The organism is Marinilactibacillus sp. 15R (assembly GCF_001895285.1).
Classification (GTDB): Bacteria; Bacillota; Bacilli; order Lactobacillales; family Carnobacteriaceae_A; genus Marinilactibacillus; species Marinilactibacillus piezotolerans.
Genome location: NZ_CP017761.1, coordinates 2,508,572 through 2,521,781, shown reverse-complemented (window position 1 = coordinate 2,521,781; position 13,210 = coordinate 2,508,572). Strand labels below are relative to the sequence as shown.

Genomic DNA, 13,210 nt, shown 5'->3' with positions numbered 1-13,210 from the left:
TAGCTTCAGATCAGCAAACGATCTGAAGCTGTTTTTTATTTATCTAAACTGTTGTATCAAAATTGATTCTAGGCAGTTCAATGCCTTCTTTAGCAAGAGCTTCGACGTAATTTTCATAGAAAGCATTTCGTACACCAAATTCTTTACCAGCTTTCGTATACATAATAATTTGAGCTGCTGTCTGCCCAGAACCTATAGGAACAAAAGCAATTTCCGAGGGTTCTACTGTTATTTCTTCGTATTGAGGAAGAAGTGTCTGATTGACCCCTTCGAGTACTCTACGGACTTTATCTAAGTCAGTATTTGGGAATAGTCTAATCTGTATCATTACACGCATATCGGCTCTAGAACGATTGCTGATAACTGTAATAGAACGATTTGGTATAAAGTGGATAGTTCCATCAAAGTCCTTGAGTTTAGTTGTCTTCAAATTAACATCTTCCACCACACCTAGTATACTGTTGATTTCTACGACATCGCCGACATCTAATTGTTTTTCCAGTAATATCATAAAGCCATTAACGATATCTGAAACGAAGCCTTGAGCACCAAGAGATAAAGCCAAACCAATTACTCCAGCACCTGCTACCAATGTCCCCACTGGAATACCCATAAGCTCGAGAATAGTATAAATCAAAAAGAAGTAGAGAACAGAATTATATATATTCTGGCTTAGTTTGTATAAGGTATTATATCTATTTGGAACTGTGTGTTTTTCTTTTATATATCTCCTGAAAACTGTCTCGATAACATATCGGCCAACTTTTCTCAAAATAAAAAATACTATTAATGCAAGCAAAAACTGTAAAACTAAAATAATGGCAGAAACTAAGATTGCTTGCCAATCAATGGACTCCCAAAATTGAGTCAGTAAATTTTTCTGCTTAGTCACTTCTCCAATTACTTCATCTACGCTGCCATCTTCTGTTGCTAAATACATATATTATAACTCCTTTTCATAATGAATATTGAATTGAAGGTCAATTTTGTGTTCAAAATCATTTAATAGATTACATCAAAATAAAAATAAATGCTACTGATAATAAATGCAGCACAATTCATCTATTAATAATAGCATACTATAAATTCTATAAAATTTTATAATTTTACTTATATATAATTTACCGTAAGACATCATTTTACCAGAAAATAACAGATTAACACAAAAAAAGCAGAGTATTCATTTCACATTTTGTAATCTGTAAAGATTTTATCACTCAATATTTGAGTTTAATATTTATTCGTTCTATTATTTGGGCAAAATGATAATCGAGTATAATCTAATAAATCAGATTATTTTATATTAAGAATGTAAGAATTTTCTTAGTTAGTGTAAATTTAAATAACTGAAAGAGAAATTAGGAATATCTATATTACTATAGCCTATTTCCTTAAAATATAAAATATAAATGACAAGTGCGGTTACAATCAATAAATGTACTTTATTATTTGAAATACTAATAAATAAGCAATCTTACTATTTGCTTTTTTGTTTCAGAGAATGGTATTCTAAAAATGTAAATAAATTATGAAAGAGGGATTTAATATGACGGGTGGAGAAATTGCAGCATTAATTGCAGCTATTGCATTTGCTGTTTTAGTATTAGGACTATGTTACGTTTTATTCAAAGTAGCAAGTGTGGTATCACAATTAAATACAACGATCGACGAAGCAAACAAAAGCTTGGGCACAATTACGAAAGATGCAGATCATTTATTGATCGAGGTTGAAGGATTGTTGAATAAAACAAATACAACCTTGAACGACGTAAATGGTAAACTGGGACTAACTGACCCATTATTCAAAGCTGTTGGAGACTTAGGTGTTTCTGTATCAAGCCTGAATGATTCAACTAGAAATCTTACTACTTCTTTAGGTAGTGCTTCTAAACGTGGAGCAAAACTAGGTGTTTCAAGAAAAATCAGTAATAAAATTGCCAAGTAGTTATTTTATTTAAGAGTTATAATATATCATTAATAAATTCTGATAGTGAAAAGGAGAGCGGATAGTTATGAATAAACAAAGTAAATCAGAAGGATTTTTACTGGGAACAATTGTTGGAGCTGCGATTGCAGGGGTTAGTGCATTACTATTTGCACCAAAATCTGGTAAAGAATTACGGGAAGACATTACTCAGCACTCAGATCGTACAAAAGGTCAATTGAAAGATTATGCTGATCTTGCCAAAGAAAAAGGCGCAGAGTTAAAAGAAACTGCTCAAAAAGCTAGTTCAGACTATATGGATAATGCTAAAAAAACATATGGTCAAGTGGCTGAATCATTAAGCAGCAGTAAAGATCAACATAAAGAGTCATTAAACGAAATCAAAAAAGAAGCAGCTTCTATGGCTGAAGAAGCAAAAGATGCTGTCAGTGGTGGAACTGAAAAAGGAAAAAATCTGAACAATGATACTGGTATAGGAACAGAAGAGGCTAAATCTCGTACAATGTCATTTGATTATGATGAAAAGAAAATGACTGAAAGTGAAAGTAAAAGCCAAAAAACAGAAAATACTAGTACTGAACAAACTACCGAAGATGGCAAGAATGATAAAGGGACAACGAATACAAACGTTGGAATTTAATTAATTTCAATCATTTTTAAAAGAGATGCACTTTAATTAGTGTGTCTCTTTTTGTCAGGATAAAGAATAGAAGGGAGAAATAATAGTATGACACTTCAGTCGTTTCTAAGGTTATTAGTTGTTGGATTTGTATGTTATTTTTTGATTGTTCTAGTACTAAGGATTTCCGGGAAACGGACATTGTCAAAAATGAATGCTTTTGATTTTGTTGTTACCGTCGCACTTGGTTCAGTATTATCCAATATTCTAATTAATAATGAAACTTTATTAATGGAGGGTATCGTTTCATTTTGTTTACTAGTAGTTTTACAATTTTTATCAAGCTGGCTATCAGTTCGTTCCAGCATGGTAAATTCATTGTTAAAGTCACAGCCATCATTATTGTATTATGAGGGAAACTATTATTATAAGCATATGAAAAAGGAACGAATATCAAAAAACGAAATCACTCAAGCAATTCGCTCGGAAGGGATAGCATCTACAGATTCTGTATCTGCAGTTGTATTGGAAACAGACGGTAAGATTTGAGTTCTGAAGAAACAACCAGATAACACTAAAGAAGATACTTTGGAAAATATAAGCAAATAAATAAAAAAGACTTTCTATGAATAAGTTCTGTTATCATAGAAAGTCTTCTTTAATATCATTTTTTTTGTGACTGAACATTCGTCAATGTTTTCCTGGTAGTAGTGAATGGAATACAACCATCTGCTGTAACATATACACAGTCCTCTATTCTTATCCCAACTTTATTTTCAATATAGATACCAGGTTCAAGTGAAAAACACATACCTTCTTTAATTTCCATAGTACTTCCTTTGGATAAACTAGGAAACTCATGAACCGTTTTTCCCAATCCATGTCCTAATCGATGCGTAAAGTAATCTCCATAGCCAGCTTCTTCGATAACCGTTCGAGCAATATTATCCAGTTCTCCAGTTGTGATTCCAGGTTTAACTGCTGCTTGTGCTTTTTCTTGTGCTTTTAAAACAACTTCATAAATAGAAGCGATCTCAGAAGAAACCTCTCCAAAAGCAAAGGTACGTGTTACATCACTAGTATATCCTTCTGCAACAACACCTAAATCAAATAATACCAATTCATTTTCTTTAAGTTTACGTGAACCAGGAGTGCCATGAGGACTGCCTGCGTGATCTCCAAATAAGACCATTGTTTGAAAGCTCATTTCTGAAATCCCTAATTTTTTTAATTGATATTCAATTTCTGCAACCACTGCTTGTTCGCTAATTCCTACCTTAAGAGCATTTGCACCAATTTCCAATGCTTTATCAGCCATTTTACCAGCAATAGTCATTTTATTAAATTCTGCTTCCGATTTTATTAACTGAATAGATTGCAGCGTACTAGAAATATCTACAGTTTCAGATGCATTAGTAACGGCAAGTAATTGTTTATAACGATCGACAGTCAAGTTGCTTTCCATAATACCGATTTTTTGGAAAGAATTACCATAACTTTCTAATTTGGTCTGAATAATTTTCCATGGGTTTTCTTCATCTTTATAGCTGATAATATCTGAAACTGTGGATACATTTTTAGCATCACTTTCTTCTAGGAAAGGAGTAAATAGAAATTCCTCATTATCTATAATAAATAATGCCAAAAGTCTCTCATGAGGTTCGCTTTCGAAATCAGTAAAGTACCCAATTAAGTTCGGATTATCTATATAGATAAGATCTAATTTTTGATCTTGTATTTTTTGTTTAAGTCTTTGTAATGCAGGGTTCATCAAATTCCTCTTTTCTTACATATTAGTTGATATTTCTATTGTAACATGATTATAATAAGAGAGCATATTAATTAAAGTAAGCCTTTTCTGAAAAAAATAAAGAAATTTTCATGAAAACATGATTTACCTATTGAAATCTCTTACATGCTTTGCTAAAGTTAATAAAGTAAGAATACGCATAATTAAAATGAATAGGATGAATTTTGACACTTTGAATGCATAGCGCTTCAAAATATGAATAAAAGGAGAAGAAAATGGATAAACAAACGATTACGATTTATGATGTAGCAAGAGAAGCCGGAGTATCTATGGCTACTGTTTCTAGAGTAGTTAATGGAAATCCTAATGTAAAACCGACTACTAGAAAAAAAGTTTTGGATGTAATTGATCGTTTAGACTACAGACCAAATGCAGTAGCAAGAGGGCTAGCAAGTAAGAAAACAACCACTGTTGGCGTAATCATACCTGATGTTACGAACTTATATTTCTCATCTTTAGCAAGAGGAATAGATGATATTGCTACAATGTATAAATACAATATAATTTTAGCTAATTCAGATGAAAATGAACATAAAGAAGTTCAAGTATTGAACACTTTACTTGCTAAACAAGTAGACGGTGTAATATTTATGGGAAATAAAATTACAGAAGAACTACGAGCAGAATTTTCTCGTTCACGCACACCGGTTGTTTTAGCAGGCACAGTTGATCCTGATGGACAAGTTGGAAGTGTCAATATTGATTATAAAACTGCAACTGAAGATAGTGTGACTTCACTGATTGAAAACGGAAATAAGAAAATTGCTTTTATTTCTGAAAGTCACGATGAACCAATCAATGGAATGTATCGTTTAGAAGGATACAAATCTGCGCTGAAAAACGCTGGAATTGACTATGACGAAGAATTAGTTGTTCAATCTGAGTATACTTACAAAGTTGGGGAAGCTGTATTTGAACAGATATCTAAAGTAGGAGCCACAGCAGCAGTAGTTGCAAATGATGAATTAGCTGTTGGAATATTAAATGCTGCTTTGGATAGAGGAATTAATGTGCCGGAAGAATTTGAACTAATTACTTCAAATAATTCTAAACTGACAGATATGACTCGTCCGCAATTAAGCACGATAGTACAACCTTTATACGATATCGGGGCAGTTTCAATGAGACTTTTGACTAAAATGATGAACAAAGAAGAAATTGACGAGAAAACAATCAAGTTGCCTTTTCACATTCTTAATAAAGGAACAACAAAAGAAAATTAAACTATTAAAAAAGGAGTTTGAGGATTATCCTCAAACTCCTTTTTATTAATTATTGTTATTTTCTGAATCTTGTTCAGGATCCTAAACTGAATCATCTGGTGTTTCTTCTGTATTGTTTTCTTCTTCAGGTTGATCCGCTTCAGGATCTTCTTCCGGTTCCTCCGGCTCTTCAGGTTGAGAAGGGGGCGCAGTTTCCTCTTCTTCCTCTTTTTCTTCTGGATTTTCTTCGGGTTCATTTTCTGAATTGTTGTTCGAGTTACCACCGTTATTACTATCATCATTTGGTCTTGATTCATTCTCCTCATTTTCAGGAGTTTCTTCTCTATTAGATGGAGGGGAAGGGTCTTCTTCTTCATTGTTTTCCTCTTCATCATCTTCTTGATTATCGCTACTACTTGTCTCTGCAGCATTCCAGAATTCACTTAATTCTGCATCAGTTGCTCCGAGAGCAAAATCATAAACAGTAGTTTGAGGAAGATGAGCAGTATTGAAATATTCAGTAAAAGTATCCCCAGAGATAGAACGAGTTCCACCTTCAGGTAAATCAACAGTTCCTGGTAGCATACCTGTTTCTGCTAATACAGAACGCTGAGTAATATTACTAGGTTGTTGGAATTGTTCACCCGCTCCCAAAAGTTCAGGGCGGACTTCATACATCTGATTTACAACCTTAGCCCAGAAATTACGATTTCTAAGACTAGGGGATTGGCCGTATTCATCAATCAAACCAACAACTTGGTTATCATAACCTATCCAAGTTCCAAAGGTAATACTTGGTGTACTTCCAATGTACCAGATATCATTCACTTTATCTGAAGTTCCTGATGTTCCTGTCTTGGAGATCCAGTCTGAATTGAAATTCAATTGACTAATTGTTCCTCTAGCTGTACCTTCTGTATGAACATCACGTAAAATATCTAGCAATAAGAAATTAGTTTGAGGGCTCCATACTTGAGCTTCACTTTGTTCATGTTCATAGATAGCTTCCCCAGCTGAATTTTCAATTTTTTCAATAACATAAGGTTCTACATGAGTTCCGTTATTTGCGATACTTGAAAATGCACTGATCAAATCGACAGGAGCAGCACCGCCGCTAACGCCACCGATAGCCGTAGAAGGATTGGCAATATAATCTTCAGCCGGGATTACATCCTCACTTATTCCCATTTTAGTCATATAATTTACTGGATTAACCTGTTTTACTAATTCATTATAAATTTTGATAGTAGGAATGTTTTGGGAAACGGTTAAAGCTTCTCTGGCAGTCATCCAGCGATTAGTCGTTCGAACAGCATTAGTAGGTTCATATACTTCACCAGTGACCAATGGTATAGACACGTCAGTATCAGGTACTATAGTTGCAGGGGTAATCAAACCAATATCCAAAGCTGGACCATATGTTGCTAAAGGTTTAATGATAGATCCAGGACTTCTCTCTGATTCAAAAGCCCGATTGTATTCTGAATCTTCGTATTCTCGTCCACCTATAAATGCTAAAACTTTACCGGTGGCATTATCAATCACAGAACCGCTTACTTGGATTGGCATAGTATCAGTATGACTAACGCCATCATCGTCTACCCAAGTGTAACTGCGGTCAGCTCCTAATGTATCAACTTGCTCTTCTACAACTTGTTCCACAGCATTATGGAGGTCTCGATCAATTGTAGTATAGACTTTATAGCCACCATTAATAAGTGCGGAATCTGCTTGTTCAAAATATTGATTATATAAGTCAGTATCTGCATTTAATTCATCCATCGTAAGATCATCAGCTTCAGCAAAGTATTGAATCAATAAATCTCTTGATTCTTCAAGGGCTAGGTCATATACATAAGAGCGGCTGTCTTGTTCAGCATCTGCTTTAGGAAGAAAATCCTGACTCAAATCATAACCAACTGCATCATTATAATCGTTTTCAGTAATATAACCTTCTCGGTACATTCTGAATAAGACTTCATCTTTTCGTCCAAGTCCCACGCTGTGATCTTCTTTAAGATCACCTGTTTGAGTATAAGGACTATATACAATTGGACTTTGAGGAAGGCCAGCTATAAATGCTGCTTGTGGTAACGATAGATCGGCAGCAGATACACCGAAAATTCCTTGCGCAGCTTCTTGCACACCAGCAATGTTTTGACCTTTATTATTACGCCCAAATGGAGAGATATTCAGATAAGCCTGCAAAATATCTTCTTTTGACATATAATTTTCCAGTCGCATAGCCAGTAGAATTTCGTTTGCTTTACGTGAATGAGAGACTTCATTTCCAACTAATTGCTGCTTAATCAATTGCTGGGTCAAAGTTGAACCACCGGAAGTGGAAGAACTATTTGTCAAGTCTTGAACTAATGCTCGAGCAACTGCTTTTGGTACAATTCCATTGTGTTCAAAGAAATATTCATCTTCTGTTGCTACAATAGCATCAACGACGGAAGATGATACATTTTCTAGATCAACGGGCGTTCTAATTAAGTCACTACGGACATCACTGATCACTTCACCACCAGCATAATACATTGTTGATTTTAATACGAAGTCATCAATTTGAGCTTCCATTTCTTCGTATTCAGGGATTTCACTACTATGAACCAATGAAGCAAAATAGCCAACAGCTGCACCGGCTCCAAGAGAACCTCCAACTAAGAGGGTTACAATGAAGAAGATAATAAGTGCTTTTGATACTCTATAAAAAATATCAAAGTAATAAAAAAATCCTCTTTTTGAAGAAGTCTCGGTAGTTTCTTCTGGATTATGTTCGTTTTTATGTTCAGATCGATTCATGCTAGACTCCTTTATTCGTTATTTATCATTAATATAAAATATATAGCTTGCTACATTATAGCAAATAGGGGATGAAAGTAAAACTAGGATGAAAGCCATCTATAAAAAAGATCAGTTTATTCAGTATATTGATAAATTATATAAGAATGTACGTTCTTTTAGTATGGATAAAAAAACCTCCATTAAATAGTAATTGATTAAATCAATCGTTTATTTAATGGAGGCTTATCAGAGGGAATACATTAAACCGTTTCGGGCAATTTCTCTCCAATGGCTTTTAATCTTGCAGCAACGTCTTCGCGACTTAAATGATGTTCTTTAACATAACGATTTTCTGGAGATATACGGCATTCATGAGAGCATCCTCGTAAATATTTATGTTCATTTTTTTCAGAAGTAATATATTGGCGGTTACAGAATGGATTACCACAGTTTACATAACGTTCACAGGGTGTTCCGTCATACCAATCTCTTGCAATGATTGTTTTTTCTTTACGGTTTATATCTACACTGATTCTTTCATCAAAAACATACATTTTCCCATCCCATAGTTCTCCTTGAGTTTTTGGATCGGTACCGTAGTTATGGATTCCGCCATGTAGCTGTCCTACATCCTTAAATCCTTCTTTTAATAACCAGCCACTGAATTTTTCACAACGGACACCACCAGTACAGTAGGTAACAACTTTTTTATCCATGAATTTTTCTTTATTTTCTTTGATCCATTGAGGTAGTTCTCTGAAACTACGAATATCTGGTCGAACGGCACCCCGGAAATGGCCTAAATCATATTCATAATCATTTCTAGCATCTAGAACGATTGTATTTTCATCTTCTAGTGCTGCTCGAAATTCTTCCGGTTTTAAATGTTTTCCCGTTAGTTCGTTTGGATTAAGATCTTCTTCGCCTAATTTCAAAGAAACGATTTCTGGACGGTAACGGACATACATTTTTTTGAATGCATGTGCATCTGCTTCGTCAATTTTGAACATTATATCACTAAAGCGATCATCAGAACGTAGAGCAGTCATATATTTATCAGTGTCAGAGACCGATCCAGAAACTGTACCGTTCAAGCCTTCATCTGAAACAAGAATACGTCCTTTTAAGTTTAATTCTCTGCATAAGTTTAAATGGTCAACTCTAAATTGTTCAGGGTTCTCAATCGTTACATATTTATAATAAAGTAATACACGATAATCACTCATGTAATGTTCCTCCTTGATTGATCTTTCGTTATTGGAAATTTTCTATCCTTAAACATTAAAATTATACTAGATTACTAAAGTAAATGCAAGATAGCATTAAGTGACAAGGATATGTAGTCAAAAAAGAAATTTATATGTAATATGATTGAAACCTTTTAGCAGAAAATAAGAGCTATACTCTTTCTAGACCTCAAAAAAGAAGAGGCAATGACAAAGTACTTAAATGAACGCAGAAATTGACTGTAAATATAACTAAAACTAACTTAACTTATATAGGATACTTTCTTGGAGGGAAAAAATAGTGAAAAGTAAATTAATCTTATTTTCCGCAACTACAACAATGTTATTAAGCTCAGTCATGGCAGCTCCAATCGTATCTGCTGCTGATTACGATACAAAAATCGATGAAGCAAAGAAACAAGTAGAAGAAAACGAAGAGCAAGTAAACTCCTTAAATGAAACAATTGATTCATTAGAAAACGAAACTACTGATACTGAAGCTGAATTAACTGCAATCAATGACGAAATATCAAAAAATAAAGCGTTTATGCAAGATGCAGTCAAGCGTCTAGAACAAGCTCAGGAAGAATATAAAACTTTGCAAGAAGACATTACTAAATTGGAAGAAATCATTGAAAAGCGCAATGGACAACTTGAAGAACAAGCACGTAAAATCCAAGTCGATGGTCAAACAGCAAATTACATAGAATTTGTTCTAGATTCTGAATCGATTACAGATGTTATCGGACGTATGAATGTTGTAACGAATTTAGTGGAATCTAATAGTGAATTAGTGAAAGCACAAGTTAGTGACAAAGAAGAAGTCGCTGCAAAACAAGAAAAAACTGAACAAACAATTTTACAACAAAATGCATTAGCTGAAGAGTTAGAACTTACAGCAGCAGATCTTGAAGAACAACAACTTGAACAAGAAGTATTAGTTGCACAATTAGCAGCTGAAAAATCTACTGTAGAATCTGAACGTTCAGAATTTCTTGCTCAACGTGATGCAGCAGAAGCACAAGTAAGCCAATTAGTTGCTTCAAGAGAAGAATCTGCTAAAGCAGCTCAAGAAGCCCAAGCTCAAAGTGAACAAGAAGAAGTATTAGCTTCAGCACAAGCTGAAGAAGAAAATGATGAAGTGGTATCAACTTCATCATCTCAAAATACGGTATCTTCAACTAATGATAATTCTGATGATTCTAGTGCCAATGTTTCGAATAATAACAATACTAATACGACTACCACGAATTCTGGTGCTTCAAGCGGCAGTAACAATGGTAATTCAAATAGTGGTTCTTCTGAACCTGCTAAAAAGACAGAGACAGTAGAGAAAAAAGAAACACCTCAACCAAGTACACCAGCAGTAACTGGAACTTCTTGGAGTTCTCTTAAATCTATTGCAGAAAGTAAACTTGGAAAACCATATGTCTGGGGTGCAAAAGGACCAAACTCCTTCGATTGCTCTGGATTTACAAGTTGGGTATTCAGTCAAGTGGGAAAAACAATTCCTGGTGACTCAAGAACCCAATATGCCAATTCAACGAAAGTTTCTAATCCTCAACCAGGAGACTTAGTATTCTTCGGCAAAAATGGAGTTGTCACGCATGTAGGTATTTATGCAGGAAATGGAAAATTTATTGGAGCACAAAATAATGGTGTTGCTTATGACAACGTGAATGCCAGTTACTGGGAATTGATAGGATATGGACGGTACTAATAAAATAAAATTATAGGCCAAACAAAAAGCAGTGATTGAGATTTTCTCAATCACTGCTTTTTTACTTTTTTAAAATCTAAATTAAATTATTCTGGAATATAGGACTCTGTCAGTTCTATAAAGGTTTGAATATCTTCTTTGATGATATTGATTCCTTTTACCCAGAAATCAGTAGAAGTCAGATCGACATTCAAATGTTTTTTTGCAAGATCTTCTGTATTCATTGATCCAGTATCCTGGAGTAATGCAATATATTGATCTTCAAAATTCGATCCTGATTCTAAAGCTTGAGCATAAATCCCTAAACTGAATAAGTATCCAAACGTATAAGGGAAGTTATAGAAAGATATACCACTAATATAAAAGTGTAATTTACTTGCCCAGAAGCTTGGATGATAGGAAGCAAGACTATCTTGATATGCTTCTTTTTGAGCTTCTTCCATTAATTCATTTAATCGTTCAGCTGAAACTAGTCCTTTTTCACGTTCTCGGTAGAAATTAGATTCAAAAATAAAGCGTGCATGAATATTTAAAAACATTGCCAAAGAATTCTGTATCTTTGTATCCAGTAAAGCTATTTTATCTTCATTTGAAATTGCGGATTTAACTGTTGCATCTGATACGACTAATTCGGCAAAAGTAGAAGCAGTCTCAGCTACATTCATCGCAAAGTGCTGTTTAAGATAAGGCAAATCAAAAATAACATGATTATGGAAGGCGTGTCCCAATTCATGAGCTAGGGTTGCGACTTCACCTGGTGAATTTGAATAGGTCATAAAAATACGAGATTCTTTTGAAACCGGCAACTCTGCGCAGTATCCGCCTGGAGCTTTTCCAGGACGATCTTCTGCTTCAATCCAGCGATTTTCGAAAGCCATTTTTGCAAAATCAGCCATCTTCTCACTGAAATTTCTAAAATTTTCAATAATAAACGCTGCGCCTTCGTCGAAAGTATAAGATTTTGGTTCACTATTTCCAACCGTTACAGGGGCTTCGACATCTTGCCAACCTAATTTATCTTTTCCTAGTAAAGCTGCTTTCCTAGAGAGGTATGAAGTGAAAGGGGCTTTGTTATCAGAAATAGCTTGCCACATTGCATCCAGTGTCTCTTTTCTCATCCTACTTGCTTTTAATGGTTTTTCCAAAAAATCATAGATACCGTGGGCTTTATAATCAGTCAATCTGAATCCTGCAAGATGATTTAATGTATCGGCAAATAAATCTGCCTGATTTTCCCAAACTGCTTCCCATTTTGAAAATAAGGAAGCTCTTACGTCCGGGTTTGGATCATTATACATACGATTTTCTGCTTGTCCAGCAGATAGCAACTGTTCCTGCCCTTCTTTATCAGTTACTGAGATTTCGATTTTAGATACCAGGGTATCATAGTGTTGTTCCCAACCTTGAAATCCATCGACTGCTAATTTAGACAGTAGAGCTTCTTCTTTTTCACTCAATAATTTTTTAGCGTCTTCACGGTCTTCATTTAAATTAAAAGCGAACTCTTTAAATTCAGGTAAAGATAATAAAGACTGCCAGTCTTCATCTGACACCAAAGCAAACTTCTTATAAAACGGAACTGTAACAGTAGATAACTCACTATATAAGACAGAAATTCTTCCCAAAAGTGTTTTGGCTTTCCCATTATTAACATCGGCTGATAATGTACCATTAATGAACATACCCGCTTCGGAAATCTCAGGCTGGAGTTTGTTTAACGAATCTATTATGAGTTTCATTTTGTTATAATCAGGTTTATCTTGCTCTGGATCCCAAGCAGCAATTGTTTGTCCAAGTTCTGGAATTTGTTTTTCCCATTTTGATAATGCTTCTTCAAGTTCAGTAGAGTTTACACTCGGATAAATTGACTCTAAGTTCCATTTCATGCTATAACTCATTTT

The 13,210-nt window shown here is 34.5% G+C and carries 10 protein-coding genes; 5 read left to right on the top strand and 5 right to left on the bottom strand.

The window, feature by feature from the left end; all coding sequences use genetic code 11:
- Nucleotides 1–43 precede the first annotated feature (43 nt).
- Entirely contained in the window at nt 44–940 is an 897-nt protein-coding gene (locus tag BKP56_RS12365; protein WP_072695465.1) for a mechanosensitive ion channel family protein, read from the bottom strand.
- Nucleotides 941–1,528: 588 nt separating this feature from the next.
- On the opposite strand from BKP56_RS12365, the gene BKP56_RS12360 reads away from it, so the two are divergent.
- From BKP56_RS12360 to BKP56_RS12350, 3 genes are all read left to right on the top strand, one after another.
- Nucleotides 1,529–1,945, top strand: coding sequence for a DUF948 domain-containing protein (locus BKP56_RS12360; RefSeq protein WP_232226888.1), 417 nt, complete (start codon nt 1,529–1,531; stop codon nt 1,943–1,945).
- A 67-nt stretch (nt 1,946–2,012) separates the two neighbouring features.
- A complete protein-coding gene (locus BKP56_RS12355; RefSeq protein ID WP_072695461.1) occupies nt 2,013–2,585 on the top strand; it encodes a YtxH domain-containing protein in 573 nt (190 codons plus the stop codon).
- Between the two features lie 87 nt (nt 2,586–2,672).
- Complete coding sequence (locus BKP56_RS12350) at nt 2,673–3,113, top strand: DUF421 domain-containing protein (protein ID WP_072695459.1); 441 nt, start codon at nt 2,673–2,675, stop codon at nt 3,111–3,113.
- Nucleotides 3,114–3,228: 115 nt separating this feature from the next.
- On the opposite strand, the gene BKP56_RS12345 is transcribed toward BKP56_RS12350, so the two are convergent.
- On the bottom strand, nt 3,229–4,335 hold the full coding sequence (locus BKP56_RS12345) for an aminopeptidase P family protein (protein ID WP_072695457.1): 1,107 nt from the start codon (nt 4,333–4,335) through the stop codon (nt 3,229–3,231).
- Between the two features lie 254 nt (nt 4,336–4,589).
- Between BKP56_RS12345 and ccpA the strand changes: the two genes are divergently transcribed.
- Entirely contained in the window at nt 4,590–5,597 is a 1,008-nt protein-coding gene (gene ccpA / locus BKP56_RS12340) for a catabolite control protein A (protein ID WP_072695455.1), read from the top strand.
- An 81-nt stretch (nt 5,598–5,678) separates the two neighbouring features.
- Here the strand turns inward: ccpA and BKP56_RS12335 are convergent, their stop codons facing one another.
- Both BKP56_RS12335 and trhO read right to left on the bottom strand, forming a co-directional pair.
- Nucleotides 5,679–8,381, bottom strand: a complete 2,703-nt coding sequence (locus BKP56_RS12335; protein WP_072695453.1) for a transglycosylase domain-containing protein — start codon at nt 8,379–8,381, stop codon at nt 5,679–5,681.
- A gap of 242 nt (nt 8,382–8,623) precedes the next feature.
- On the bottom strand, nt 8,624–9,589 hold the full coding sequence (gene trhO, locus BKP56_RS12330; protein ID WP_072695451.1) for an oxygen-dependent tRNA uridine(34) hydroxylase TrhO: 966 nt from the start codon (nt 9,587–9,589) through the stop codon (nt 8,624–8,626).
- Between the two features lie 301 nt (nt 9,590–9,890).
- Here trhO and BKP56_RS12325 point away from each other — a divergent pair, with 301 nt between their 5' ends.
- Entirely contained in the window at nt 9,891–11,309 is a 1,419-nt protein-coding gene (locus BKP56_RS12325) for a C40 family peptidase (RefSeq protein ID WP_083540576.1), read from the top strand.
- Nucleotides 11,310–11,395: 86 nt separating this feature from the next.
- Here BKP56_RS12325 and BKP56_RS12320 read toward each other — a convergent pair whose 3' ends face one another.
- Complete coding sequence (locus tag BKP56_RS12320; RefSeq protein ID WP_072695449.1) at nt 11,396–13,207, bottom strand: M3 family oligoendopeptidase; 1,812 nt, start codon at nt 13,205–13,207, stop codon at nt 11,396–11,398.
- Nucleotides 13,208–13,210: the final 3 nt, after the last annotated feature.

Excerpts from the sequence above, each read along its gene's own strand:
- ccpA (WP_072695455.1), top strand. The coding sequence starts at position 4,590 with ATGGATAAACAAACGATTACGATTTATGATGTAGCAAGAGAAGCCGGA.
- BKP56_RS12350 (WP_072695459.1), top strand. The coding sequence starts at position 2,673 with ATGACACTTCAGTCGTTTCTAAGGTTATTAGTTGTTGGATTTGTATGT.
- BKP56_RS12365 (WP_072695465.1), bottom strand. The coding sequence starts at position 940 with ATGTATTTAGCAACAGAAGATGGCAGCGTAGATGAAGTAATTGGAGAA.
- BKP56_RS12335 (WP_072695453.1), bottom strand. The coding sequence starts at position 8,381 with ATGAATCGATCTGAACATAAAAACGAACATAATCCAGAAGAAACTACC.
- BKP56_RS12320 (WP_072695449.1), bottom strand. The coding sequence starts at position 13,207 with ATGAGTTATAGCATGAAATGGAACTTAGAGTCAATTTATCCGAGTGTA.
- BKP56_RS12355 (WP_072695461.1), top strand. The coding sequence starts at position 2,013 with ATGAATAAACAAAGTAAATCAGAAGGATTTTTACTGGGAACAATTGTT.
- BKP56_RS12345 (WP_072695457.1), bottom strand. The coding sequence starts at position 4,335 with ATGAACCCTGCATTACAAAGACTTAAACAAAAAATACAAGATCAAAAA.
- BKP56_RS12360 (WP_232226888.1), top strand. The coding sequence starts at position 1,529 with ATGAAAGAGGGATTTAATATGACGGGTGGAGAAATTGCAGCATTAATT.
- trhO (WP_072695451.1), bottom strand. The coding sequence starts at position 9,589 with ATGAGTGATTATCGTGTATTACTTTATTATAAATATGTAACGATTGAG.